20 protein-coding genes and 3 tRNA genes are annotated in these 24,542 nt (G+C 63.1%); 10 read left to right on the forward strand and 13 right to left on the reverse strand.

Annotation, left to right across the window (positions count from 1 at the left end; translation table 11 throughout):
- Positions 1–138: 138 nt before the first annotated feature.
- Genes cyoA through cyoE form a run of 5 tightly spaced genes read left to right on the forward strand, consistent with a single transcriptional unit; the run spans position 139 to position 4,909 of the window.
- On the forward strand, positions 139–1,062 hold the full coding sequence (gene cyoA, locus FEZ61_RS13620) for a ubiquinol oxidase subunit II (RefSeq protein ID WP_017640824.1): 924 nt from the start codon (positions 139–141) through the stop codon (positions 1,060–1,062).
- 3 nt (positions 1,063–1,065) lie between these two features.
- Positions 1,066–3,054, forward strand: coding sequence for a cytochrome o ubiquinol oxidase subunit I (gene cyoB / locus FEZ61_RS13625; protein ID WP_017640825.1), 1,989 nt, complete (start codon positions 1,066–1,068; stop codon positions 3,052–3,054).
- A gap of 3 nt (positions 3,055–3,057) precedes the next feature.
- On the forward strand, positions 3,058–3,672 hold the full coding sequence (locus FEZ61_RS13630) for a cytochrome o ubiquinol oxidase subunit III (RefSeq protein WP_064307850.1): 615 nt from the start codon (positions 3,058–3,060) through the stop codon (positions 3,670–3,672).
- On the forward strand, positions 3,672–4,010 hold the full coding sequence (gene cyoD / locus FEZ61_RS13635; protein WP_064307849.1) for a cytochrome o ubiquinol oxidase subunit IV: 339 nt from the start codon (positions 3,672–3,674) through the stop codon (positions 4,008–4,010). The genes FEZ61_RS13630 and cyoD overlap by 1 nt, the downstream gene beginning before the upstream one ends.
- Before the next feature lie 11 nt (positions 4,011–4,021).
- Entirely contained in the window at positions 4,022–4,909 is an 888-nt protein-coding gene (gene cyoE, locus FEZ61_RS13640) for a heme o synthase (RefSeq protein WP_218189462.1), read from the forward strand.
- Positions 4,910–4,970: 61 nt separating this feature from the next.
- On the opposite strand, the gene FEZ61_RS13645 is transcribed toward cyoE, so the two are convergent.
- The 11 genes from FEZ61_RS13645 to rluD form a co-directional block, all read right to left on the reverse strand.
- Positions 4,971–8,735, reverse strand: coding sequence for a PilC/PilY family type IV pilus protein (locus FEZ61_RS13645; protein ID WP_242455164.1), 3,765 nt, complete (start codon positions 8,733–8,735; stop codon positions 4,971–4,973).
- 155 nt (positions 8,736–8,890) lie between these two features.
- Complete coding sequence (locus tag FEZ61_RS13650; protein WP_017640830.1) at positions 8,891–9,499, reverse strand: PilX N-terminal domain-containing pilus assembly protein; 609 nt, start codon at positions 9,497–9,499, stop codon at positions 8,891–8,893.
- The gene (locus FEZ61_RS13655) at positions 9,496–10,296 is read right to left on the reverse strand and encodes a prepilin-type N-terminal cleavage/methylation domain-containing protein (RefSeq protein WP_173149063.1); all 801 of its coding nucleotides are present in this window, start codon (positions 10,294–10,296) and stop codon (positions 9,496–9,498) included. Before FEZ61_RS13655 ends, FEZ61_RS13650 begins: the two co-directional genes overlap by 4 nt.
- A 3-nt stretch (positions 10,297–10,299) precedes the next feature.
- Positions 10,300–10,896 carry a type IV pilus modification protein PilV gene (gene pilV, locus FEZ61_RS13660; protein ID WP_068383499.1) on the reverse strand — a complete coding sequence of 199 codons (597 nt, stop codon included), beginning with the start codon at positions 10,894–10,896 and terminating at the stop codon, positions 10,300–10,302.
- Positions 10,897–11,430 (reverse strand): GspH/FimT family pseudopilin, encoded by a 534-nt coding sequence (locus FEZ61_RS13665; protein ID WP_068383500.1) that lies wholly within the window; start codon positions 11,428–11,430, stop codon positions 10,897–10,899.
- Positions 11,431–11,765: 335 nt separating this feature from the next.
- Positions 11,766–11,841, reverse strand: a tRNA-Lys gene (locus tag FEZ61_RS13670).
- A gap of 5 nt (positions 11,842–11,846) precedes the next feature.
- A tRNA-Pro gene (locus FEZ61_RS13675) sits at positions 11,847–11,923 on the reverse strand.
- A 10-nt stretch (positions 11,924–11,933) separates the two neighbouring features.
- A tRNA-Asn gene (locus FEZ61_RS13680) sits at positions 11,934–12,009 on the reverse strand.
- Positions 12,010–12,171: 162 nt separating this feature from the next.
- The gene (gene clpB, locus FEZ61_RS13685) at positions 12,172–14,736 is read right to left on the reverse strand and encodes an ATP-dependent chaperone ClpB (RefSeq protein WP_173149065.1); all 2,565 of its coding nucleotides are present in this window, start codon (positions 14,734–14,736) and stop codon (positions 12,172–12,174) included.
- Between the two features lie 131 nt (positions 14,737–14,867).
- Positions 14,868–15,599 (reverse strand): peptidoglycan editing factor PgeF, encoded by a 732-nt coding sequence (gene pgeF, locus FEZ61_RS13690; protein ID WP_173149067.1) that lies wholly within the window; start codon positions 15,597–15,599, stop codon positions 14,868–14,870.
- Positions 15,596–16,555: a 23S rRNA pseudouridine(1911/1915/1917) synthase RluD gene (gene rluD / locus FEZ61_RS13695; protein ID WP_017640836.1), complete on the reverse strand. Its 960-nt coding sequence runs from the start codon at positions 16,553–16,555 to the stop codon at positions 15,596–15,598. Before rluD ends, pgeF begins: the two co-directional genes overlap by 4 nt.
- A 188-nt stretch (positions 16,556–16,743) precedes the next feature.
- Between rluD and FEZ61_RS13700 the strand changes: the two genes are divergently transcribed.
- Positions 16,744–17,769: an outer membrane protein assembly factor BamD gene (locus FEZ61_RS13700; RefSeq protein ID WP_007160812.1), complete on the forward strand. Its 1,026-nt coding sequence runs from the start codon at positions 16,744–16,746 to the stop codon at positions 17,767–17,769.
- 67 nt (positions 17,770–17,836) lie between these two features.
- Here FEZ61_RS13700 and FEZ61_RS13705 read toward each other — a convergent pair whose 3' ends face one another.
- Complete coding sequence (locus FEZ61_RS13705) at positions 17,837–19,459, reverse strand: NAD+ synthase (RefSeq protein WP_173149069.1); 1,623 nt, start codon at positions 19,457–19,459, stop codon at positions 17,837–17,839.
- Positions 19,460–19,593: 134 nt separating this feature from the next.
- On the opposite strand from FEZ61_RS13705, the gene FEZ61_RS13710 reads away from it, so the two are divergent.
- From FEZ61_RS13710 to FEZ61_RS13720, 3 genes are read left to right on the forward strand one after another with little or no spacing between them, the layout of a single operon-like run.
- Positions 19,594–19,842 (forward strand): PP0621 family protein, encoded by a 249-nt coding sequence (locus FEZ61_RS13710; RefSeq protein ID WP_017640839.1) that lies wholly within the window; start codon positions 19,594–19,596, stop codon positions 19,840–19,842.
- Positions 19,826–21,400 carry an ATP-binding protein gene (locus FEZ61_RS13715; protein ID WP_017640840.1) on the forward strand — a complete coding sequence of 525 codons (1,575 nt, stop codon included), beginning with the start codon at positions 19,826–19,828 and terminating at the stop codon, positions 21,398–21,400. Before FEZ61_RS13710 ends, FEZ61_RS13715 begins: the two co-directional genes overlap by 17 nt.
- Before the next feature lie 2 nt (positions 21,401–21,402).
- Positions 21,403–22,743 (forward strand): sigma-54 dependent transcriptional regulator, encoded by a 1,341-nt coding sequence (locus tag FEZ61_RS13720; RefSeq protein WP_173149071.1) that lies wholly within the window; start codon positions 21,403–21,405, stop codon positions 22,741–22,743.
- On the opposite strand, the gene thiO is transcribed toward FEZ61_RS13720, so the two are convergent.
- Positions 22,744–23,847: a glycine oxidase ThiO gene (gene thiO / locus FEZ61_RS13725; RefSeq protein ID WP_173149073.1), complete on the reverse strand. Its 1,104-nt coding sequence runs from the start codon at positions 23,845–23,847 to the stop codon at positions 22,744–22,746.
- Positions 23,848–23,944: 97 nt separating this feature from the next.
- Here thiO and FEZ61_RS13730 point away from each other — a divergent pair, with 97 nt between their 5' ends.
- The gene (locus tag FEZ61_RS13730; RefSeq protein ID WP_068383511.1) at positions 23,945–24,469 is read left to right on the forward strand and encodes a GspH/FimT family pseudopilin; all 525 of its coding nucleotides are present in this window, start codon (positions 23,945–23,947) and stop codon (positions 24,467–24,469) included.
- Positions 24,470–24,542 lie beyond the last annotated feature (73 nt).

Here is a 24,542-nt window from a genome sequence, read left to right on the forward strand (position 1 = left end):
CATACCGCGCTGCGAAATCCCGCAATTTCTGCAATCCATCAGCCTGCCGCACGGATGCCTGTCCGTTGCGGAGCATGAGGCTGGCGACAGGCACGTTGAGAGAATAACCACGATGAGCCGCTCTACTGAGGTCGTGAGATGAAACTAACGAAGTATCTAAAACCAACCGGTTGGCTTCTGGCCGGTGCCGCCGCGCTGCTGCTCAGCGGGTGCGACGCCGTGCTGCTGGATCCGAAAGGCTCCATCGGCGTGCAAGAACGCAACCTCATCTACACAGCGTTCGGCCTCATGCTGATCGTGGTGATCCCGGTCATCGTGATGACCTTCCTGTTCGCCTGGAAGTACCGCGCGACCAACAAGGACGCCAAGTACACCCCGAACTGGGCTCACTCCTACAAGATCGAAGCCGTGGTCTGGCTGGTCCCCCTGGCCATCGTGGTGTTCCTGAGCATCCTGAACTGGAAGACCTCCCACGAGTTGGATCCTTTCAAGCCGCTGGATCATCCCGAGCAGCCGCTGGTGATCGAAGCGGTCTCGATGGACTGGAAATGGCTGTTCATCTATCCCGAGCAGGGCATCGCCTCGGTGAACGAGATCGCCATCCCGGTCAATCGTCCGGTGCAGTTCAAGATCACCTCCGAGTCGGTCATGAACACCCTGTCCATCCCGGCCCTGGGCGGCATGATCTACGCCATGTCCGGCATGCAGAGCCAGTTGCACCTGATCGCCGATCATCCCGGCGAATTCGAAGGTCGCTCGGCCAACTACAGCGGCGCCGGCTTCTCCGACATGATCTTCGCCGTACACGCGGTACCCACCGCCGGTGATTTCGACGCCTGGGTCAACAAGGTCAAGCAGTCGGGTGGCAAGACCCTGGACCAGGCGAGCTACACCGAGCTGGCCAAGCCCAGCGAGAAGCAGCCGGTCGCCTACTACTCGACGGTCGAGCCGGATCTGTTCAGAACGGTCATCAAGAAGTTCATGAAGTCCGACTTCAGCAAGCAGACCGATCACGTGATGGACATGAGCCAGCACGGCGGTCAACACGGTACCGAGGAATAAGTCATGTTCGGTAAATTAACTCTCGCGGATATTCCGTATCACGAGCCGATCATTCTCGTGACGTTCGTCGTGGTCGCCCTGGGTGGCCTGGCGCTCATCGGGGCACTCAGCTACTTCGGCAAGTGGGGCTACCTCTGGAAAGAGTGGCTGACCACCGTCGACCACAAGAAGATCGGCGTGATGTACTTCATCGTCGCCCTGATCATGCTGCTCCGTGGCTTCTCCGATGCCATCCTGATGCGTAGCCAGCAGGCCATCGCCTCCGGCGGCGCCGAGGGCTACCTGCCACCCCATCACTACGACCAGATCTTCACCGCCCACGGCGTGATCATGATCTTCTTCGTGGCGATGCCCTTCGTGGCCGGCCTGATGAACGTGGTGACACCGCTGCAGATCGGTGCCCGCGACGTGGCCTTCCCCTTCCTGAACTCGCTGAGCTTCTGGCTGTTCGTGGCCGGCGCCGTGCTGATCATGATGTCGCTGTTCGTGGGCGAGTTCGCCGCGACCGGCTGGGTGGCCTATCCGCCGCTGTCAGGCATCCAGTACAGTCCAGGCGTAGGGATGGACTACTACATCTGGGCGCTTCAGCTCTCCGGTATCGGTACGACCCTGACCGGCGTCAACTTCTTCGTGACCGTGCTGAAGATGCGCACCAAGGGCATGACCCTGATGCGCATGCCGATCTTCACCTGGACCTCCTGGTGTACGGCCATCCTGATCATGGCGGCCTTCCCGATCCTGACCGTGACCCTGGCACTGCTGACCCTGGACCGTTACCTGGGCTTCCACTTCTTCACCGCGGAAGCTGGCGGCAACCAGATGATGTACACCAACCTGATCTGGGCCTGGGGCCACCCCGAGGTATACATCCTGATCCTGCCGGCCTTCGGCGTGTTCTCGGAAGTGACCTCCACCTTCAGCAAGAAGCGTCTGTTCGGCTACGTCTCGATGGTCTGGGCCACGGTAGCCATTACTGTGCTGTCCTTCATCGTCTGGCTGCACCACTTCTTCACCATGGGCTCGGGCGCTAACGTCAACGCCTTCTTCGGCATCGCGACCATGATCATTGCGATCCCGACGGGTGTGAAGATCTTCACCTGGCTGTTCACCATGTACCAGGGTCGCATCCAGTTCACCTCGCCGATGCTCTGGACCCTGGGCTTCATCGTGACCTTCAGCATCGGCGGCATGACCGGCGTCCTGCTGGCGGTACCGGGTGCCGACTTCGTGCTGCACAACAGCCTGTTCCTGATCGCTCACTTCCACAACGTGATCATCGGCGGCGCCGTGTTCGGCTACTTCGCCGGCATGATCTACTGGTTCCCGAAGGTCTTCGGCTTCAAGCTGAACGAGAAGCTGAACAAGCAGGCCTTCTGGTGCTGGCTGATCGGTTTCTATGTCGCCTTCATGCCGCTGTACATGCTGGGCTTCATGGGTATGACCCGTCGTCTGAACCACTACGACAACCCCGACTGGCACCCCTTCCTGGTGACCGCCGCCATCGGCGCCGGCATCATCGCCCTCGGCATCCTGAGCCAACTGTGGATGTTCTACGTCAGTATCCGCGATCGCAATCTGCCGGAGAACGTGGACGTGACGGGCGATCCGTGGGATGGCCGTACCCTGGAATGGTCGACCTCCTCGCCGCCGCCCTTCTACAACTTCGCCGAAGTACCGGAAGTGCACGACATCGACGCCTACTGGGGCATGAAGGAAAAAGGCATCACCGAGAAGAAGGATGCGGACTATAAGCAGATCCACATGCCGCGCAATACCGCTGCTGGCATCGTGATCAGCCTGTTCGCCCTGGCGCTTGGCTTCGCTCTGATCTGGCACATCTGGTGGCTGGCCATCGCTAGCTTCGTGGGTTCGATCGTCGCCTTCGTTATCCGTAGCTACGACGAAGACACCGATTACTACGTACCGGCGGAAGAAGTGGCGCGCATTGAAAACGCACGCATTCAGTCCCTGGCGAAATTGAAGCAGGCCTAACCAATGGCGAATCAAGTTATGCATAACGAAGTCGCCCATGCCGAGGAGCATGGGCACCACGACGCGGGATCCTTGACCACTTTCGGTTTCTGGTCCTACCTGATGACCGACTGCATCCTGTTCGGAACCCTGTTCGCGACCTATGCAGTGCTGAGCAACGCCTATGCGGGCGGCCCGACCCATCACGACATCGTGCAACTGCCGTTCGTGCTGGTCGAGACCTTCCTGCTGCTGTTCTCCAGTATCACCTACGGTTTCGCCATGATTGCCCAGCACAAGGGCAGCAAGGGCGGCGTCCTGGGGTGGCTGGCGGTCACCTGGCTGTTCGGTGCCGGCTTCATCGGCATGGAACTCTATGAGTTCAACCACCTGATCCATGAGGGCTGGGGTCCGGATCGCAGTGCCTTCCTGTCGTCGTTCTTCGCGCTGGTCGGCACCCACGGTCTGCACGTGAGCTCGGGTCTGATCTGGATGATCGTGTTGATGCTGCAGATCTCTTCCAAGGGTCTGACCACCACCAACGTGACCCGCCTGTCGTGCCTGAGCCTGTTTTGGCACTTCCTGGACATCATCTGGATCTTCGTCTTCACCATCGTCTATCTGATGGGGGTTCTGTAATGGCGCACGACCATAACGCCCACGGGCACACCGCCGAGAGCCATGGCACTTTCAAGAGCTACATGGTCGGCTTCATCCTGTCGGTCATCCTGACGGTCATTCCCTTCGGCCTGGTGATGTTCCCCACCTTCTCCAAGGGCGCGACCCTGGCGATCGTGGTGATCATGGCGGTGGTACAGCTGCTGGTGCACCTGTACTTCTTCCTGCACCTGAACACGTCCGAAGAACAGCGTTGGAACGTGATCTCCTTTGGTTTCACCGTGGTCATCGTCGGTATCTTGGTCGTGGGATCCCTGTGGATCATGTACCACATGCACCACAACATGATGATCCACTGAACCGGGCCGACGTGATGATCAAGAAGTACCTTCTCGTGACCAAGCCGGGCATCATCTTCGGCAACCTGATCTCGGTTGCCGGCGGGTTCTTCCTGGCTTCCAAAGGGAGCATCGACCCGCTGTTGCTGCTGGCGACGGCTATCGGGGTGTCGTTGGTCATTGCTTCCGGCTGTGTGTTCAACAACGTGATCGATATGGACATCGATCAGAAGATGGAAAGAACCCGCAATCGTGCCCTGGTTCAGGGCACGATCTCCTCGAAGGTAGCGCTGGCCTATGCCACCCTCCTCGGCCTGGCCGGGGTGGGGCTGCTGTACGTGGCGACCAATCTGGTCGCCACCGCCTTCGCGGTGATGGGTTTCGTGGTATACGTGGGGCTTTACAGCCTCTGGCTCAAGCGCGCCTCGGTCCACGGTACCCTGGTCGGCAGCCTGTCCGGTGCCGCTCCGCCGGTGATCGGCTACTGCGCCGCCAGCGGCCAGTTCGACAGCGGCGCCGCGGTGCTGCTGCTGATCTTCTGCCTCTGGCAGATGCCACACTCCTACGCTATCGCCATCTTCCGTCTCAAGGACTACACCGCGGCCTCGATTCCGGTACTGCCGGTGGCCAAGGGTATCTCGGTGACCAAGCGTCACATCGTCTGGTACACCGTAGCCTTCCTGGCCGCCACCCTGCTGCTGACCGTGCTCGGCTACGCCGGCTACGTCTACCTGGCAGTGGCTGCCGTGATCGGTGCCTGGTGGCTGCGCCTGGCCTTCATGGGCTATCAGGCCGAGAACGACGTGCAGTGGGCACGCAAGCTGTTTGGGTTCTCCATCATCGCCATCACCGCCCTGAGCGTGATGATGTCGGTGGACTTCCAGATCCCGGGTGACGTGCTGCTGACCTACGCGCGTTGAGACGCACCGTTCCATGAAAAAGCCCGGCCTAGTGCCGGGCTTTTTCATGACTTCTCGATTCCTAAGGATCGGGATAGTCCTGGTTGGTGATGACACGCCAGGTCTGGCGGCGGCTAGAACTTAAATTACCGCCTTTTCCGTCTCTGGGCGGCGTATCGCTGCCATAGATCGCGGAATCGGCCAAGGTGCCCTCCATGCTGAAGGTGCCATCGCCATAGACGAAGGGCACGATCCCTCCCAGCAAACCATCCATCTGGAAGCGCCCGTAGACCGTATCCAGTCCAAGGTTGAACAGTCCCCTGTTGCTGCCGCCGGTATAGGGATCCAGGGCATAGAGGTAGGTGGTCACACCAGCGGTACAGGCGTCGGTGCTGGGTATCAAAGAGCTCATCAACAGCGCGCCGCTGAACAGCTGGGGCTTATTGATCACCAACTCGCCGTTCAGCGGCAGATTGAGGTACCAGCCCTGTTTGCCGTTAGCAGCCGTGACAGGGTCATAGTTCACCGCCGTGGTGGAAACGGTGTTCGCGGTGCTGCTGGCACGGGAACCGGCGGAGCTGGTATAGCTGATGCGTTGATCGGTACCCAGGGTCTGCTGCTGGAGATTGGCCGTAGTCAGTAGCGGCGTACTGCCCGCTGGCGAACCATCGGTCTGCCGATCCCAGATACCGTAGAGGGTCATGGCCTTGCTGGTATTGGCGATGGCATCGTTGACCTCGAGGTACTTGCCAGTTCCGAACAGCACCAGGTGCCCCGTGCCACTGGGGTGGGTAACCGCCAACGGACTGGCGGTGATCGGCTGGACCAGGTTGGTAGTGCCTGGTGCCAGGCTGCTGGCCCGAGCGGTGTACAGCGGTCGACCGCCAAAGGCCACACGAAAATTGTCCCTGGTCGCAGACGCGGTCAAGGAAGTGCCTATCAGATCGAAGCGCCAAAGATTTCCGCGCAGATCACCGGCATAGGCGTAATCGGCGATCAAATCGCCATCGACGTCAGCCACGAAGGGTGAACCCAGCCCGTTAGGCGTGGCGAGATTGTCGCTAGCAGGCAACGCCTTCACCAGGCTACCGTCAGCGAGGTTCATCACGTACAGCACGGCATTGTCCTGAGCGCTGTTGTAGCCGTTGCTCACCACCACGCCCCAACTGCCCGTGTGCAAGCGCGTAATGACCGGCTGGCCATAGGTGAAGCCCAGGTCTTTGTAATCGGGATCGGCTGCGGACTTTTCCCACAGCAGTACCGGGACATTGGGATTGGTGATGTCCAGGGCGAAGATGCTCTGCCCTCCCCCCCTCAACGTCCCGATCAAAACCGTACGCCAGGCACCACCAAGGTAGGCCTCACCTATCACCGGCGTGTTATCGACATAGGAATGATGTCCGCCGCCGGTATAACTGCGCTCGGTAAGCCGGGTGAGATTACCAATGACCGCACTGGGAACGAAGGCATAGACCTCCTGCCCTTGATCGTTGAAGGCATGCAGCATGCCGTCGTTGGCGCCGACGTAGATACGGCGCTCACGAGCGAGGTTGGCGGTGCGAAAGGTGGCATAGGAATTGTCACCGACCATGGCATTCATCAAGGCGATGGGACTGCTGGGCATGTCTACCACCGCCGGCGAGGAATTCACGATATCCCCCAGAACATGGTTACGCGGTCGGAACGAGGGCGTCGCATTCGGCGCTTCCAGACTGCGATCTCCACGCAGATAGTCCACACGGCGACTGCCGTAGGTATCGGTAGCGCCGCCCGATGTTCGATTGAGGCTGATCTGTTGATCAACGTTCAGATTGGCCCAGGCAAAATCAGTCAGCGTGCCGCCCTTGGCCATATAGATCTTTCGAGCGGCAAAAGCGGTATTGCCCGCGACAAACCGGCTATCGAGCTGCTGAGCCGCACTCCAGATGCGGGTCTTGGTCGTGGCGGTGCGTTGATACTTGATGACATCCCCGCTCCAGTCGGTACTGGAAAAGGAGGGCTCATAGGTATAGAGCGAGGTGGTATCTCCCACCTGGGTTGGGGATAGAGTCTGGCTGGCGCCGACACTGGTGGATTGATTGATCCGGGTGATCACCTTGCCGAGGGAGCTGATGAGATCGCTAGCGTTTTCGGCACTGAAGAACTCACCCCGGGAATTGATCGCCGCGTGCCAGAGATCATAGACGTTGTTCTGATTGACCGAATTGTCCGCGCCGGCCACTGGCCAGAGCGTGGTACCGGCCGCCAACCCGGAATAGCCTCCGGAAAAGGTATCCCCGCCCCAGGCCGGATTGACCAGGGCGCTGCTCAGTCCGATACCGACATAGAAGCCGGTCAGGTGCTGCCAGGTGGCGGGGTCATTGCGCGGATTCCAATAGGGCGAAAGGGTCCGACTGCCCTGCTTCTCGTCACTGGTGGTGGTGTTATAGGGAGGCACCTTGTTATCGAGATTGGGCTGGGCATCGGTACGCCAATAGAGAAAGGCAAGATCCGCCAGGGTATTGGCCGTGGTGTCCTGAAACGGCGCCTGTGGGGAATACTGCTGGCCATCCGGCAAGGTAGCAGCGCTACCATCCACGTTGCTCGAAGCGAAAGCCGCATTCCAGATACCGTCGGTCACCACCAGGCTGTAGCTGGCCCGGCAGCCATAGACCGGCGCTTCGCTGCTGCCAGGCTGGAAGGCATAGGGACTTTCACTGCCTGTGGTCTTGAGCAACTCGCCGACACGGGCGACCGCCTGCAGCAAGGGCGTACTCTGGTTGTAGTAGACGTCGCCCAGCCAGGTGAAAAAGGCGGCCCGGTGCGCCCCGGCGAAGGGCCTCAGCCGGTTGTCATAGGTCGTGGAACTGGAGTTGCTAATGCCGCGGCAGTTGGCATTGGCGGTTACCAGAATGCAGCTGTCACTGGTGCCCAATGCCTGCCAGCCAAGCCGGATATTCTCCGAGGCGTCCGCCAGCGCCAGATTGGTCGACGTCTGCGCAGCCAGCGCTCGGCTACGATAGAAGGAATACCAGTTGGCGAAGTTCTGCCGCTCGTCCGTGTTGTTGGGACCCGAAGAGGCGCCTACCAGCACCCGCCGGTAGCAGCCTTCGGTCTGCAGGGTGGCGGGAAGACAGGTACTAAGCGTCGTGTCGTAAAGATAGTAATAGGCCTGTACACCGGTGATGGCGGCCGAGACGTTGGTGTTGGCCGTAACGGTGTAGTTGACCGAGGAAATCACTCCGAATAGCCCATAGTCCACATTGCGCGTGCAGGTGACGTTGCTATAGGTAACAGTCGACGTATTGGCGATGCTTGCCGCGCATCCGCCCGTCAGCGACTGCCCAAACAGTAACCAACCAAGCAAGGACGAATCGCTGATGGAAACCTGTGCGCCATTGATGATTTCGGTGAAACCGGCGCCCAGGAGTATGTCCAGCAGGGTCAGCCGCCCATAACTCCGACTGGTTCCCTGGTAGGTACCCGCGCTTTGGAAATCCTGCGACGGATTCTCTGCCAGCATACTTGGACTGTTGTTCTGCAATCCCGGGTTCCCGTAGGTATTGCCGCGTGCCACATTGGGATCAGTGGTCACCAAGTTGGGGTTGTAGCTCCAGCTCACCCGGTAGTCGCTGGCCAGATTGACGCTGCCCAGACTGGATCGATAGCCATTGACGTAGGCACTGGTAAAGCTGGTGGTCAGCCGCGTGCGAGTCAGGCCCCCGGCAGTGCTGTAGCTGACCGCATAGGGTGCCGGATAGGTGATCGCCGGATTGTAGTAGAGACTGTTGAAGGCCGCCGACTTGGCACGGCGGGTTGGCCTGATGACCTCGGTATTGGACGCATCCGGCACCACCGCCATCTGCATGCTGGTGGAGTTGTCCAGGGTGACGAACAGATTGGGACCGATGCTGTTGGTCAGGAACAGCGGCTGCTGGCTGAGATTCAGCGCCGCGGCTTGAGCGGCTGGCGCAGCGAAGGTCAGGAGCAGGGTCAGCGCCCCAAGGCCTGATACGGCTCGACTCATGGCACCTCCAGGGCGACGACGCTCTGCAGGATCACCGGGAAGCGCCGGCCTCGATCCTGGGCGACGGCGGTGATGCGGAACAGGTTGGTGGCCGGTGCAGACACATCGACCGAGCTACTCCCCATGGCGGTCACCACCCAGCGCGGCGTCTGGCTGAAAGAAGCGCTGCCATCGGAGCCGCGGTAGGCGACCGTACGGGTGGTGGGCGCACTTCCAGTCGCCTGCAAGGCGGTGGCCGCCCAGGTCTGGGTCAGGCTACTGGTGCTGAGATCACTGGCCTTGGTCAGGATGCAAAGATCACCGGTCTGTGCCTTGGCGAACGCGCTCCGCACGGCTGGCACGCTTTCCGTGCAGCTGGCAAAACCGGCGCTGAAGGCGGTGAAGGAAGGCTGTTGGCTGAGAGCGACCAAGCGGCGCTCCCCCTCCCGTAGCGCCGCCTCCGCCGCATTGAAGGCCTGGGTGTTTTCCAGCGCCGCGCCACCACTGCGGGCCTGCAGCAAGGTCTGACGCATGCTCGAGGCGGCCAATAGCGAAAGCAGCAGCAACATCACCAGGGCGATCAACAAGGTCGCACCCCGCTGCCCAGGACGGCGGTAGGCTTTCATAGCGCGAGATTCCTCAGCATGACGGTGCTCTGCAGCATCTGCATTGGCCGACTCGCGTCATCGATCTGCCGACCCGTCAGCGTCTTCCAATTAGCGGCAGCGTTACTGGCGACATCGCTCGTGAGTGCCTTGGTGGTGCTGAGCAGCGCCGCATAGCGCACCGCCGCGCTGCTGCCCTTTTGCACATCGGATTTCAACGGGATAGACCAGCGAAAATCTTGCAGCCCCTGCACCAGCACCGCGCTGCCCTTGCGTGTCAGAGCCCCGGACTGCTCGCTCCAAACGGTGCAGCTCAAGGTACCGGCACCAGGTGTCGCGCCGGCGGTATAACGCAGCTTGAGCAGGACATTGCCGCCGACATTGAGATTGACCCGGGGAATGACGTTGCCCAGGCAATCCAGGTCCTTGTTGTCCAGCGCACCTTGATAGCGGATGCAGACGCCGGTAGGCGCGTCGACATTGTCCGTAGTGGCAGCGAAGGTGACGCCCGCGTCAAAGGCGGGACAGCTGACACCATCGTTGTCCGCTACGGCATTGATGGCGGGAAACGCCGACGACAAGGTGCTCTGATTGCGAATGTTGGCGCGGAACCCGGTTCTCGCCAGTTGCCGATCAAGCACCTGCAAGGTCAACTGGGCATTGTTGCGATTGCCGGTCTGGCCTTGCTGGAAGAGAAAACTGCGCTTGTTGTTGATATAGATCTGCGACACGCCCAGCACCAGGAAGGTACCCACGGTCAGGGCGATCATCATCTCGATGAGTGAAAAACCCTTCTGTCCACGCGACATGATGAGCATGGCCTACAGCTCCGAGCGCAAGGCGTAGTAGCAGACGCCCTTGGGACAATTCAGCGAATCGTTGCTGACGTCCTGCCAGGCCACCACAACCATTACCGGTGCCACCGCCGTGGTCTCGCAGGCCTTGAGTGGCGTGGTGTTGCCGGTGGTATCGCTGGCGGGCAACGGTGGTACACCGGATGCCGGACAGACCGCGAAACTGCTGGCGATCAAGGCATCCGTCACCGGCAGCAAGGCCTTCACCTGATTCAACCAGCACCCCAGATCCTGTCCCGCTACCGTGTCACCTCCCGCAGAGCGATCCCGGGTCAGGCAGGTCTTGCCGGCATCGAGCGCCCTGATACGAAAATTGGTCCCCGGTTGCTTGATATAGGCCCCGTCGATCTTGACCTTGTCACTGGCCACCACCTGATCGCGATTGCTGCGCATCAGTTCGAGCAGGTCGTTGGCCAATACCATGGCATTGCTGCGCTGCACCGAATCCTGGGACAGCGCCACGCTGCGGGTCTGCAGGGCCACCATGCCCAGCACGCCGATGCAGATGATCACCAGACTGACCAGCACCTCGATCATGCTGAACCCCCCTTGCCAGCGCTTCATCTAGCTGCACCCCACGGCGCTGGCACGGTTAGGCACATAGTCGCTCACAGTCAGCACCCCGCCCTGACTGAGGGTGAATTGCTTGCCCTGGGTGAGCGCATTGGTAGCGCAGACGCGAATGGTGGCTTCACCGCTGAGTTTCAGGCTGCCATTGGGTTGGAAGGTCAGACTGGTGAGGGGGGTACCGCCCATGGATCCGGTTCCGTTGACACCGTTACCCAGTCCCCCGCTGTACTGCCGCAACACTTCGGCAGTGGGCAGCACCACCGTCTTGGCCGTGGTGATCCTCAGCGCGCCCATCCAGCCGTTGGCATCCTCCGGATCGGTGATGACGACGACATTTACACCGCGACTCATGGCTTCACTGCGCGCGTAATAGAGCGCGCGCTGTAATTCTCCCGCTGCCGCCTGGACGCGGTTGCTCTGGACCAAACCGGCGAAGCCCGGCGCCGCCAGTGCCGTGACGATGCCCAGCAGCGCCACGACGATCAAGACCTCGATAAGCGTGAAGCCCGAGAGGCGTTTCGACTGCATTCCCGCCGCCTGAAAACCCGTTACTTCACCTGATAGTAGTAAGGCCTCAGACGGTCGCTATGACCGGCTATCGCCTTGATAGGCGCGGGACGCAGCCTGGATGACGGCGTTTGCCAGAGATGAGCGGAATAGAGCGCGACGTGATGGAAGCGAGGCAGACCAACCTAGGCGCGACTTTTTCACGGCCCCCCTGTGGAAGCAGAAGGATGTCGAGCGCGCGCCTTGTCTGGCGTACTGGCGGGATCAGCCCCTTGCCAGCACAAATTGGATCTCGAAGGAAAAAAGTAATGCGCCAAAACGCAAAAACCCTCCTTGCGGAGGGTTCCTGGTAAAAATGGTGGGTCGTGCAGGATTCGAACCTGCGACCAATTGGTTAAAAGCCAACTGCTCTACCAACTGAGCTAACGACCCAAATATGGTCGGGGTAGGGGGATTCGAACTCCCGACATCCTGCTCCCAAAGCAGGCGCGCTACCGGGCTGCGCTATACCCCGAGAATGGAAGTGGCTCCGCGACCTGGACTCGAACCAGGGACCCAATGATTAACAGTCATTTGCTCTACCAACTGAGCTATCGCGGAATTTCGATCTTCCAACCCCTCTTACGTCAGTGCCTTTCGAGCTTTGCCGTAAGTGAGGTGCGCCATTTTACGGAAGTAGAAACAGACGTCAACACCTAGCCTGCTGTTTTTTCACAAATTTATGCGGAAAGCCGGGCAACCCTGAGGTCACCCGGTCTTTTCCTAGGCGAAGACGATCTCGTCGCCCTCTACGCTGCCGTGGATCCGCGTGTTTGGCGCGAAGGCACCCGACAGGATGCGCTGCGCCAGGGAGTTCTCGATCCAGCGTTGGATGGCCCGCTTGAGCGGACGCGCACCATAGACCGGGTCGTAGCCCACGGCGACCAGCTTGTCCAAGGCCTCCGGCGTCAGCTCGAGTTGCAAATCGCGCTCGGCCAGGCGCTGCCGCAGGTGCTGCAGCTGGATCTCGGCGATACCCGCGATCTGTTTGCGACCCAGGGGCTCGAACACCACCACCTCGTCGATCCGGTTGATGAACTCGGGGCGGAAATGACCGGCCACCGCATCCATCACCGCGGCGCGTTGGGCATCGGGATCGCCCACCAGCTCCTGGATCTGTGCCGAGCCCAGGTTCGAGGTCATGACGATCACCGCATTGCGGAAGTCCACGGTACGGCCCTGGCTATCGGTCAGGCGCCCATCGTCGAGCACCTGCAGGAGGATGTTGAAGACATCCGGATGGGCCTTTTCCACCTCGTCCAGCAGGACCACCGAGTAAGGCTTGCGCCGCACGGCCTCGGTCAGATAGCCGCCCTCCTCGTAGCCGACGTAGCCGGGCGGCGCACCGATCAGACGAGCCACGGAGTGCTTCTCCATGAATTCGGACATGTCGATACGCACCATGGCGTCCTCGGTGTCGAAGAGGAATTCCGCCAGCGACTTGCACAGCTCGGTCTTGCCAACCCCGGTCGGGCCGAGGAAGAGGAAGGACCCGCTGGGCTTGTTGGGATCCGACAACCCGGCCCGCGAGCGGCGCACGGCATTGGCCACGGCGGTGACCGCCTCGTCCTGACCGATCACCCGGTTGTGCAGGGCCTCTTCCATGCGCAAGAGCTTGTCGCGCTCGCCTTCGAGCATCTTGCTCACCGGAATGCCGGTCCACTTGGAAACCACCTCGGCGATCTCGTCTTCGGTGACCTTGTTGCGCAAGAGCTGGTTGGCCGGCTTCTCGTGCTGGTCCACCATCTGCAGACTGCGCTCCAGATCGGGAATGGTGCCGTACTGCAGCTCGGCCATGCGATTGAGGTCACCCTTGCGGCGAGCGGCCTCCAGCTCGGTGCGGGCCTGTTCGATGCGCTGCTGCAACTGGGCGGAATCCTGGACCTCGGCCTTCTCGGCCTTCCAGATTTCCTCCAGATCGGCGTACTCCTGTTCGAGGCGGGTGATGTCCTCGTCGAGCTTTTCCAGCCGCTTGCGCGCCGCCTCGTCTTCTTCCTTCTTCAGCGCCTGGCGTTCTACCTTGAGCTGGATCAGCCGGCGATCCAGGCGATCCAGAGCCTCGGGCTTGGAGTCGATCTCCATGCGGATGCGGCTGGCCGCCTCGTCGATCAGGTCGATGGCCTTGTCCGGCAGCTGGCGGTCGGTGATGTAGCGATGGGACAGCTTGGCCGCGGCGATGATGGCGCCGTCGGTGATGGCTACCTTGTGGTGCACCTCGTAGCGCTCCTTGAGGCCACGCAGGATGGCGATGGTGTCCTCTTCGCTCGGCTCGTCCACCAGCACTTTCTGGAAGCGCCGCTCTAGGGCCGCGTCCTTTTCGATGAACTGGCGGTACTCGTCGAGGGTGGTGGCGCCCACGCAATGCAGCTCGCCGCGGGCCAGGGCCGGCTTGAGCATGTTGCCGGCATCCATGGCGCCTTCGGCCTTGCCGGCGCCGACCATGGTGTGCAGCTCATCGATGAACAGGATGATGCGCCCTTCTTGTTTGCTCAGTTCGTTGAGTACGCCTTTCAGGCGCTCCTCGAATTCACCACGGAACTTGGCGCCGGCGATCAGGGCGCCCATGTCCAGGGCCAGTAGGCGCTTGTCCTTGAGGCCGTCGGGCACCTCGCCGTTGATGATGCGCTGGGCCAAGCCTTCGGCGATGGCAGTCTTGCCGACGCCGGGTTCGCCGATCAGCACCGGGTTGTTCTTGGTCCGCCGTTGCAGGACCTGGATGGTGCGGCGGATCTCGTCGTCCCGGCCGATCACCGGGTCGAGCTTGCCGTCTTCGGCGCGCTTGGTGAGATCGACGGTGAACTTGTCCAGCGCCTTGCGGCTGTCTTCGGCATTGGGATCATTGACCGCTTCGCCGCCGCGCAGGTTGTTGATGGCGTTCTCCAGCGCCTTGCGCGAGACGCCCTGCCCCAGCAGCAACTTGCCGAGGCGGGTGTTCTCGTCCATGGCGGCGAGCAGCACCAGCTCGCTGGAGATGAACTGGTCGCCCTTCTGCTGGGCCAGGCGATCGGCCTGGTTGAGCAGGCGCGCCAGGTCCTGGGACAGGTTCACGTCGCCGGTGGGATTCTGGATCTTGGGTAGCTTGTCCAGCTCTTCGCCGAGAGTCTTGCGCAGGCTGGCAAGGTCGAAGCCGACCTGGCGCAACAGCGGAGAAATGGAGCCGCCCTGCTGGTCGAGCAGCGCGGAGAACAGGTGCAGCGGCTCGATGGCCGGGTGGTCATGGCCGACGGCCAGGGACTGGGCATCCGCCAGGGCGAGCTGCAATTTGCTGGTGAAACGGTCTATACGCATGGGCAAGGTCCTTATCTGAAACGCGGGATGGCGCAGCAGAAGGCGCTTTCGATTACCCGCGGGAATGACCTTTAGATAGGGGCGATGCGTAACGATTCAAGCCAGGAAGGCTTGACATCCCAAAAAAATGCCTAGGGCTTGATCCAGATCAGGCTGGCGAAGCGACCGGTGCGAGAGGCGCGCCGGTAGGAGAAAAAGCGCTGATGATCGACAAAGGTATCGAAGCCACCCCCATAGACCGCCGTGATGCCCTGGGCGGCGAGACGCAGACGGGCCAGAGCATAGAGATCGCCCAGGTACTTGTCCCCGCCCTTGGCCACGAAGCACTGCCCGGCGTCACCGTGCTGGGCGAGGAAAGCCTCACGCACCTCGACACCCACCTCGAAGCTGGCTGGGCCAATGGCCGGCCCCAGCCAGACCAGCACCTCGGCGGGCGGCACGGCCAGACTGGCGGCAGCCGCTTCCAGCACCCCACCGGCCAGACCGCGCCAGCCGGCGTGGGCCGCCGCGACGCGGGAACCGTCCCGCCGGCAGAACAGCGCCGGCAGGCAGTCGGCGGTCATCATGGTCACGGCGATACCAGGCGTAGCACTCCAGGCCGCATCGGCACGCAGCACCTGGGTCGGGTCGGCTTCGACCACCGCGGTGCCATGAACCTGTTCGAGCCAGGCCGGCTGGCACCCCAGGGCCTCGCCCAGCCGTCGACGGTTCTCGGCGACCGCCGCCGGGTCATCCCCGACATGGGTGCCCAGATTGAAGCTGTCAAAGGGCGTCTGGCTGACACCGCCCATGCGGGTGGTGACGCAGGCCTGGACGCCGACCGGCGCCGGCCAGTCCGGCCGCAGCCAGTCGGCGCCTGTCACTCGAAGGACTCCCGGTCCTGGCGCAACAGATCCAGCAGCCAGACCAGGTCTTCCGGCAGCGGCGACTCCCAGCGCAGCCGTTCACCGGTCACTGGGTGATCCAGTTCGAGGAAGCGCGCGTGCAGCGCCTGGCGCGGAAATTCGCGCAGGGTCTTGATCAGGGTCGGATTGGTCGCTGGCGGAATCTTGAAGCGACCGCCATAGACCGGATCGCCGACCAGCGGGAAGCCGACGTGGGTCATGTGCACGCGGATCTGGTGGGTACGGCCGGTCTCCAGCTTGACCCGGGTATGGGTATAGGCGCGGAAGCGCTCCAGCACCCGATAGTGACTGACGGCTGGCTTGCCGCCGGCGATCACCGCCATCTGCTGACGACGCTGGGAATGACGCCCGATGGGCGCATTGACCGTGCCGCCGGCAACGATCACCCCGGCAACGACGGCTTCGTAGATGCGGCTCACCGAGCGTGCCTGCAACTGGGCGACCAGGTGGGTATGGGCCTCCAGCGTCTTGGCCACCACCATGAGCCCGGTGGTGTCCTTGTCCAGGCGATGGACGATGCCGGCGCGCGGCACGCTTTCCAGTCCCGGTACATGGTGCAGCAAGGCATTGAGCAGGGTGCCGTCGGCATGGCCGGCGGCCGGATGCACCACCAGCCCGGCCGGCTTGTCGAGCACCAGCAGGTGATCGTCTTCGTAGACGATGTCCAGCTCGATGTCCTGGGCCACCCACTCGCCCTGGGCCTCGCGCTCGGCGCGCAGCGCCAGCTGGGCGCCGCCATGGACGGAGTCACGCGGACGCAGCACGGCGCCGTCGACGGTCAGGCTACCGTCCTTGATCCAGGCGGCAAGACGCGAGCGGGAATGTTCGGCGAACAGCTGGGCAGCGACTTGATCGAGGCGCTGGCCACCGAGTTCGTAGGGGACTTCGGCATTGAGAACGATGGATTCGGACATGGATCTGCGCGGGCAATGGCGGGGCTTTTGGAATCGGCCCGACCCTGTGGTTAAATACGGCGACTTTTTTGCCCCGGCATTCCGGGTCGATCATCATAACAGGACGGTTCCGGCCCCGTCACAGGCTAGGTGAGCGCTCTCCGCGCTCATCCCTGCACCGCCGACCGTTTCGGGGAATCCAAGCCGCCATGCAATTGAAGCACCTGCTGCTGGTCACCAGCCTAGTCCTCACCGCCGCCTGCTCCTCGAAAGCGCCCGAGGTTCCGGAAAATCTGCCGGAAGGCGAGCTCTATACCCAGGCTCAGCGCGATATCTCCAACAGCAGCTACACGGACGCCATCAGCAAGCTGAAGGCCCTGGAGTCGCGGTATCCTTTCGGCCGCTATGCCGAACAGGCCCAGCTGGAGCTGATCTACGCCAACTACAAGAATGGCGAGCCCGAGGCGGCGCGCACGGCGGCGGATCGCTTCATCCGCCTGCATCCACAGCACCCCAATGTCGACTACGCCTACTACATGAAGGGCGTGTCCTCCTTCGAACAGGACCGCGGCCTGCTGGCGCGCTTCCTGCCGCTGGACATGACCAAGCGTGACCCGGGCGCGGCGCGCGATTCCTTCAACGACTTCGCCCAGTTCACCAGCCGCTTCCCCAACAGCCGCTACGCCCCGGACGCCAAGGCGCGCATGGTCTACCTGCGCAACCTGCTGGCGGCCTACGACGTCCACGTCGGCCACTACTACCTGACCCGCAAGGCCTATGTGGCAGCCGCCAACCGCGGTCGCTACGTGGTCGAGAACTTCCAGGGCACCCCGTCCGTGGGTGACGGCCTGGCGATCATGACCGAGGCCTACAAGCACCTGGGTCTGAACGACCTGGCGGCCACCAGCCTGGAAACCCTCAAGCTCAACTACCCGGACAACGTCAGCCTCAAGGATGGCGAATTCCAGCTGCGCGAGCCGGACGACAAGGATCAGCAGCGTTCCTGGCTGACCCGCGCGACCCTGGGCCTGATCGATCGCCCGAGCGATCCGCTGCCGCCCGGCGAGACCCGCGCCAGCCAGGACATCCAGCGCAAGTACCAGGAAGAGCGTGACAACCTGGCGCCCGAGTTGCGCATCGTCGACCCGGCCGAAGCCGAGAAGGCCGGCGGCGCGACCCCGGCTCCGGCCAAGCGCTCCTGGTTCAGCCGCCTGACCTTTGGTCTGTTCGACTGATCCGGCAGCAGATGTGCAAAGGGGAAGCCACTGGCTTCCCCTTTTTTATTGCGTCAGAACCGGCGGATTAGTCGCCGATCCGCCAGCCCGAGGTGATCGGGTAGCGCCGGTCGCGACCGAAACCGCGCTGGGTCACTCGTGCACCGACCGCCGCCTGGCGTCGCTTGTACTCGTTGAGATCCACCAGACGCAATACCTTGCGCACCGTTTCCTCGTCAAAGCCGGCGGCGACGATGTCCGCGGCCGAGAGATCCTGCTCGACGTACAGTCGCAGGATCTCGTCGAGCACCGGATAGGGCGGCAGCGAGTCCTCGTCCTTCTGGTCCGGCGACAGCTCCGCCGACGGCGGCCGGTCGATCACCCGCTGGGGAATCACCTCACCGTGGCGATTGCGGTACGCGCAGAGGCGGAACACCAGGGTCTTGGGCACGTCCTTGAGTACATCGAAGCCACCGGCCATGTCGCCATAGAGGGTGGCGTAACCCACCGCCATCTCGCTCTTGTTGCCGGTGGTCAGCACCAGATAGCCCTTCTTGTTGGAAATGGCCATCAGCAGGGTGCCACGGCAGCGCGCCTGTAGATTCTCCTCGGTGGTGTCGCGCCCAAGTCCGGCGAATTCGCCGGCCAGGGTTTGCTGGAAGGCCTCGACCATGGCCGCGATGGGCAAGACGCTGTAGCGTACCCCCAGCTTCCGCGCCTCGGCTTCGGCATCGTCCAGGCTGATCTGCGCGGTGTAGTGGTAGGGCATCATCACCGCCTCCACCTGTTCCGCGCCCAGGGCATCCGCCGCGACTGCCAGGACCAGCGCCGAATCGATGCCACCGGACAGGCCCAGGACCACGCCCTTGAAGCCGTTCTTGCGCACGTAGTCGCGTACCCCCAGCACCAGGGCGTCATAGATGCTGGCTTCCAACGAAGCCACGGGGGCGAGTTCGGCCGGCTGCGGGGTCAGGTCCCGGTCGAAGCTGACCGGATAGAGGCCCTCGACGAAGGCCGGCGCGCGCTGGCTGACCTGCCCCAGGGCATCGACCACGAAGGAGTGGCCGTCGAACACCAGTTCGTCCTGGCCACCCACCTGGTTGACGTAGACCACTGGCATGCCGCCCTCCCGGGCACGCTGGCCTACCACGGCCTCACGTTCCGGCTGCTTGCCACCATGGAAGGGGGAAGCGTTCAGATTGAGCATCAGCCGCGCCCCGGCGGCACGGGCCTTGGCCATGGGCTCGGCGAACCAGATGTCTTCGCAGATGGTGACGCCGATGGGCACGCCCTGGTAGTCGAACACGGCGGCACTGTCGCCTGGCTCGAAGTAGCGTTTTTCGTCGAACACCTGATAGTTGGGCAGTTGCTGCTTGCGATAGCAGGCCAGCTCGGCGCCATCGCGATAGACCGCACAGGCGTTGTAACGCCGCCCCTCTTCCAGCCAGGGAAAGCCCACCAGCACATGGATGCCGGCGATCTCCTGGCGGATCCGCTGCAAGCCCTTCTCGATGCGGCGCTGCATGCTCGAACGCAGCAGCAGGTCCTCCGGCGGATAACCGCACAGCGACAATTCCGGGAAGACGATGAGATCGCCCTGCAACCGGTCCCGGGCCTCATGGGCCGCGGTGATGATCCGTTCCACATTGCCGTGGATGTCGCCGACCTTGAGGTTCACTTGCGCCATCACGACCTTCAGCAGCTGACTCATGCACTCTTCCTTGCCCGATTCATCGCTGCATTTTCCTGCATGCAGCGAAGCGGGACAATCGATGCCCTGCGGGGGGGCTCACCCACTGCGGCGGCCCTGCTAAACTCCACCCTCCTTCACGCTGCGAGATCGCCATGGGTCTGCTTCGCCTGCTGTTGTGGCTCGTCCTCCTGGGCGCGCTGTTCTGGATGATCAGACGCTGGTGGCGCGGCAAGACGCAGAAGCCCGCTGCCAAGGCGCCTCCGCTGCCGCCCAATGCCATGGTGCGCTGCGCCCACTGCGGCGTGCATGTGCCCCAGGAAAGAGCCCTGGCCGACGGCGAAGGCCAGCGCTGGTATTGCAGCGCCGAACATCGCCGGTTGCAGCATGAGCACCGCGACTGATCCAGGCATCCTGAGAGCCGACGCGGTCCTGCGGCTCTATCATCTCTATCGCATCGTCATCGGTCTGGCGCTGGTGGTGCTGATTTCCAGCGATCTGGATCAGCACTGGCTGCGCACCGTCGACGGCCTGCTGTTCCGTCAGGCCAGCTGGGCCTATCTGGCAACCAACGTAGTGCTCGCGGTCGGCCATCGGCTGCTGCGCGGTCGCGCCTTCGCCCTGGCACTGATCGATATCCTCGCCCTGGGCGGCCTGTTCTTCCTGGCCGGCGGCATCGCCAGCGGCATGGGCAGTCTGCTGGTGGTGACCGTCGGGGTCTCCAACGTCCTGATCCGCGGACGCCGCGGCCTGCTGATCGCTGCCCTGGCCGCCATCGCCCTGCTGCTGGCGACCGGCTACCTGGACCTGCGCCGTGGCGACAGCGGCAGCGGCTATGTGCAGGCGGCAGGTCTGGGCACCCTTTGTTTCGCCACGGCGCTGCTGGTACAGGGCCTGGTCCGGCGGCTGCTGGACAGCCAGGCCCTGGCCGAAACCCGCGCCACTGCGGTGGCCGAATTGGAAGCCCTCAATGCCCTGATCCTCGAACGCATGCGTACCGGCATCCTGGTGTTCGATGCCGAGTACCAGGTGCTGCTGGCCAATCCAGCAGCCCGGCGCCTGCTCGGGGTGGACGACGAGGCCACCATCACGCCCCTGACCCTGGGCCTCGCCCAGCGGCTGGAGGAATGGGAGCGCAATCCCAGCATCCGTCCCACGCCCTGGCGCGCCCATGCCAACGGCCCGCTGCTGCAACCCAGCTTCGCCCGGCTGCAGCAAGGTGAAGGCGAACGGGTACTCACCTTTCTCGAAGACGTCTCGCGCATCGCGCAGCAGGCCCAGCAACTCAAGCTCGCCTCCCTTGGTCGTCTCACCGCCGGCATCGCCCACGAGATCCGCAACCCGCTGGGGGCCATCAGTCACGCCGCGCAACTGCTGCAGGAATCCGAAGAACTGACCACACCGGATCGGCGCCTGGCGCAGATCATCCAGGACCAGTCACGGCGAATGAATCGGGTGGTGGAAAACGTCCTGCAGCTGTCGCGCCGACGCCAGGCCGCGCCGCAGCTGATCGATCTGCGCTATTGGGCGCACCGCTTCGCCGGGGAGTTGCGCCCTACCCTGCCCGCCGGCCAGACGCTGCACGTCAAGACCGAAGCCGGTACCCTGCAGACCCACATGGACCCCCACCAGCTGGGCCAGATCCTGACCAACCTGGTACAGAACGGCCTGCGCTACAGCTGCCAGAAACACGGCACCGGCCAGGTCTGGCTCAGCACCTACCGCGACCCGGAAAGCGACCTGCCCATCCTCGAGGTGGTCGATGACGGCCCAGGCGTCGCCGCCGAACAACTCGACCACCTGTTCGAACCCTTCTTCACCACCGAGAACAAGGGGACCGGGCTGGGCCTGTACATCTCCCGTGAGCTTTGCGAGAGCAACCAGGCCAGACTTGGCTATCATCCTTTGGCGAACGGCAGCTGTTTTCGCATCACCTTCGCCCATCCCCGCACAATGAGCTGAGCATGGCCCGACAGAAAGTCCTGATCGTCGACGATGAACCCGATATCCGCGAACTCCTGGAGATCACCCTGGGGCGGATGAAACTCGACACCGCCAGCGCCAAGAACATCGCCGACGCCCGGGCCATCCTCGAACGGGAAAGCTTCGACCTCTGCCTGACCGACATGCGCCTGCCCGACGGCTCGGGACTGGACCTCATCCAGTTCATCCAGCAACGCTTTCCGCAATTGCCGGTAGCCATGATCACCGCCTTCGGCAGCCTGGAAACCGCTGTGCAGGCGCTCAAGGCCGGCGCCTTCGACTACCTGACCAAGCCGGTGGATCTGCCGCGCCTGCGCGAGCTGGTGGGCACCGCCCTGCGCCTGTCCGGGCCCACCCCGGCAGCAGCCGGTGCCAGTGAAACCCAACTGCTCGGCGAGTCGCCCCCCATGCGCGCCCTGCGCGGCCAGATCGCCAAGCTGGCGCGCAGCCAGGCGCCGGTCTACATCAGCGGCGAATCGGGCAGCGGCAAAGAGCGGGTGGCACGACTGATCCATGAGCAGGGTCCGCGGGCCGGTCGGCCCTTCGTGCCGGTCAACTGCGGCGCCATCCCCTCGGAACTGGTGGAAAGCGAATTCTTCGGCCACCGCAAGGGCAGCTTCACCGGCGCCATCGAAGACAAGCAGGGCCTGTTCCAGGCCGCCCAGGGCGGCACCCTGTTTCTCGACGAGGTGGCCGACTTGCCGCTGCCGATGCAGGTCAAGCTCTTGCGCGCCATCCAGGAAAAAGCCGTGCGCCCGGTAGGCAGCCAGCAGGAGATCAGCCTGGACGTGCGCATCCTCAGCGCCACCCACCGGGATCTCGCCGCCGAGGTCGCCGCCGGCACCTTCCGCCAGGATCTCTACTATCGCCTCAACGTCATCGAATTGCAGGTACCGGCCCTGCGCGAGCGCCGTGAAGACATTGGTGTCCTGGCCAATCACATGCTCGAACGCCTGGCGCGGGACTCAGGCCTCGCCCCGGCCATGCTGGGCGAGGATGCCCTGGCCAGGCTCAAGAGCTACCGCTTTCCCGGTAACGTGCGCGAACTGGAAAACATGCTGGAGCGGGCCTACACCCTTTGCGAAGGCGATGTCATCCGCCCGGCCGACCTGCGCCTGGCCGACGCCCCGGCGGCCACCGCCACCGGCGAAGCCAGCCTGGCCAACATCGCCAACCTCGAAGACCACCTGGAATCCATCGAGCGCCAGCTGATCATGCAGGCGCTCGAAGAGACCCGCTGGAATCGCACCGCCGCCGCGGAACGCCTGGGCCTCTCCTTCCGGTCGATGCGCTACCGACTGAAGAAGCTCGGCATCGATTGATCAGTCCGCCGCCAACCGCGCGCCTGGCGCATAGGGCGCCGAATCGATGATGGGCGTGCGTTCGGTGAGCAGATCGGTCAGCAACTGGCAGGACGCCGGTGCCAGCACCAGGCCATTGCGATAGTGCCCGCAGTTGAGCCACAGCCCGGGCAGCTCCGGTACCGGCCCGATGAAGGGCACGCCATCCGGCGACCCCGGCCGCAGTCCCGCCCAGTGCGCCACCGGCGCCTGGCCGGCCAGCGCCGGCAGCAACTCGGCGGCCGAGGCCTGTAGGCTGGCCAGCGCCTCGGCGGTCGGCGTCTTGTCGAATTCGGCGTGCTCCAGGGTACTGCCGATGAGGATATGACCATCGCGCCGCGGAATGGCGTAGCGCCCCTTGGCCAGCACCATGCTGGTCAGATAGCCGACCGGCTGGCGATACAGCAGCATCTGCCCCTTCACCGGCCGCACCGGCACCGCCAGCCCCAGGGTCTGCAGCAGCTCACCGCTCCAGGCGCCCGCACAGACGACGACCGACTCGGCATGGATGGCCTCGCGCGCCGTCTGTACCCCCATTATGCGCTCACCCTGGCGCAAGAACCCGGTCACCGGCGACTCGCTCATTAGCGTCACGTTCGGCATGCGCAGCAAGGCTTCGCGCAAGGAGCGCACCAGCCGGGGATTGCGCACATTGGCCACCCCCGCCATGAAGACTGCTCGCTCATAGCCCGGCCCCAGCACCGGCACCCGCTGCCGTACCGCCGCGACCGACACCGACGCCAGCGGCCGCACATTGCGCCGCGCCCAGTCCAGCGCCTCGGCTTCGTCCTCCAGATCGAGCCAGTACAGCCCGGTCACTTCCACCTCGGGGTCCACGCCCGTCTCCTGCCGCAACCGCTCCCCCAGCACCGGATAGAAATCCTGCGACCAGTGCGCCAGCGCCGTCACGGCCGGCTGATAGCGCCACGGATAGAGCGGCGAGACGATCCCGCCACCAGCCCAGGACGCCTCCCGCCCAGGCTCGCCCCGCTCCACCAACACCACCCGCCGACCGCTCAAGGACAGGTGATAGGCCGACAACAAGCCAATGGCACCGGCCCCTACCACAGCCACATCGAAACTCACGTCACACCTCTAGCACCTGGGAATTGACTCGCCAGCACGACGTCATTAAATCGCTTCTTCGGCCAGGAAGGCCGGAAGATCACACAAGGACGTCGACATGACATATCGCAACGCGCGAGGCGTCAGCCTCTTCGAACTGCTCATCTGTCTCAGTGTACTCGGCATCGTCACGGCGCTGGCGGCGCCCGCGTTCGGCGAATTGCTGCAACGTAACCGCCAGCAGATCGCCATCGACCACCTGAGGGAAACGGTCAACTTCGCCCGTACCGCCGCCATTACCAGAAAAAGCAGCGTCACCATCTGCCATGCGCCAGCGGCTACCTGCGAAGCCACCAGTCGCTGGTCAGCCGCGACGCGCGTCTTCCCCGATCATGATCGTGACGGGCAGCAGTCCGCCGAAGAGGCGACGCTGCTGGTCAGCGAACTGCCGGAAGGCCTGCACTGGCATTGGAACAACTTCCGCACCCAGCCCCATCTCACCTTCCTGGGCAACGGTACCACCGACTCGCTGAATGGCAGTTTCATCCTCTGCCGAGGCGACACTCCGCTCGCCCGCCTCGTCCTGAACAAAGCAGGACGGATCGAGCCAGCGAATCTCCGCGAGAGCGACCGTTGCGCTTAAACCCGCGTACCAGACACGTTCCTTTTTCGACCGAACATCCACCATTTGCTGGACATCAGAGTGCCATCACCCA

This window comes from Pseudomonas sp. MS15a(2019), from assembly GCF_013277805.1.
Taxonomy (GTDB): Bacteria; Pseudomonadota; Gammaproteobacteria; order Pseudomonadales; family Pseudomonadaceae; genus Chryseomonas; species Chryseomonas benzopyrenica.

Coding starts and splice junctions, on each gene's coding strand:
- cyoA (WP_017640824.1), top strand. CDS start 139: ATGAAACTAACGAAGTATCTAAAACCAACCGGTTGGCTTCTGGCCGGT.
- cyoB (WP_017640825.1), top strand. CDS start 1,066: ATGTTCGGTAAATTAACTCTCGCGGATATTCCGTATCACGAGCCGATC.
- FEZ61_RS13630 (WP_064307850.1), top strand. CDS start 3,058: ATGGCGAATCAAGTTATGCATAACGAAGTCGCCCATGCCGAGGAGCAT.
- cyoD (WP_064307849.1), top strand. CDS start 3,672: ATGGCGCACGACCATAACGCCCACGGGCACACCGCCGAGAGCCATGGC.
- FEZ61_RS13645 (WP_242455164.1), bottom strand. CDS start 8,735: ATGCAGATGGCGGTGGTGCCGGATGCGTCCAATACCGAGGTCATCAGG.
- FEZ61_RS13650 (WP_017640830.1), bottom strand. CDS start 9,499: ATGAAAGCCTACCGCCGTCCTGGGCAGCGGGGTGCGACCTTGTTGATC.
- FEZ61_RS13655 (WP_173149063.1), bottom strand. CDS start 10,296: ATGCTCATCATGTCGCGTGGACAGAAGGGTTTTTCACTCATCGAGATG.
- pilV (WP_068383499.1), bottom strand. CDS start 10,896: ATGAAGCGCTGGCAAGGGGGGTTCAGCATGATCGAGGTGCTGGTCAGT.
- FEZ61_RS13665 (WP_068383500.1), bottom strand. CDS start 11,430: ATGCAGTCGAAACGCCTCTCGGGCTTCACGCTTATCGAGGTCTTGATC.
- clpB (WP_173149065.1), bottom strand. CDS start 14,736: ATGCGTATAGACCGTTTCACCAGCAAATTGCAGCTCGCCCTGGCGGAT.
- rluD (WP_017640836.1), bottom strand. CDS start 16,555: ATGTCCGAATCCATCGTTCTCAATGCCGAAGTCCCCTACGAACTCGGT.
- FEZ61_RS13700 (WP_007160812.1), top strand. CDS start 16,744: ATGCAATTGAAGCACCTGCTGCTGGTCACCAGCCTAGTCCTCACCGCC.
- FEZ61_RS13705 (WP_173149069.1), bottom strand. CDS start 19,459: ATGAGTCAGCTGCTGAAGGTCGTGATGGCGCAAGTGAACCTCAAGGTC.
- FEZ61_RS13710 (WP_017640839.1), top strand. CDS start 19,594: ATGGGTCTGCTTCGCCTGCTGTTGTGGCTCGTCCTCCTGGGCGCGCTG.
- FEZ61_RS13715 (WP_017640840.1), top strand. CDS start 19,826: ATGAGCACCGCGACTGATCCAGGCATCCTGAGAGCCGACGCGGTCCTG.
- FEZ61_RS13720 (WP_173149071.1), top strand. CDS start 21,403: ATGGCCCGACAGAAAGTCCTGATCGTCGACGATGAACCCGATATCCGC.
- FEZ61_RS13730 (WP_068383511.1), top strand. CDS start 23,945: ATGACATATCGCAACGCGCGAGGCGTCAGCCTCTTCGAACTGCTCATC.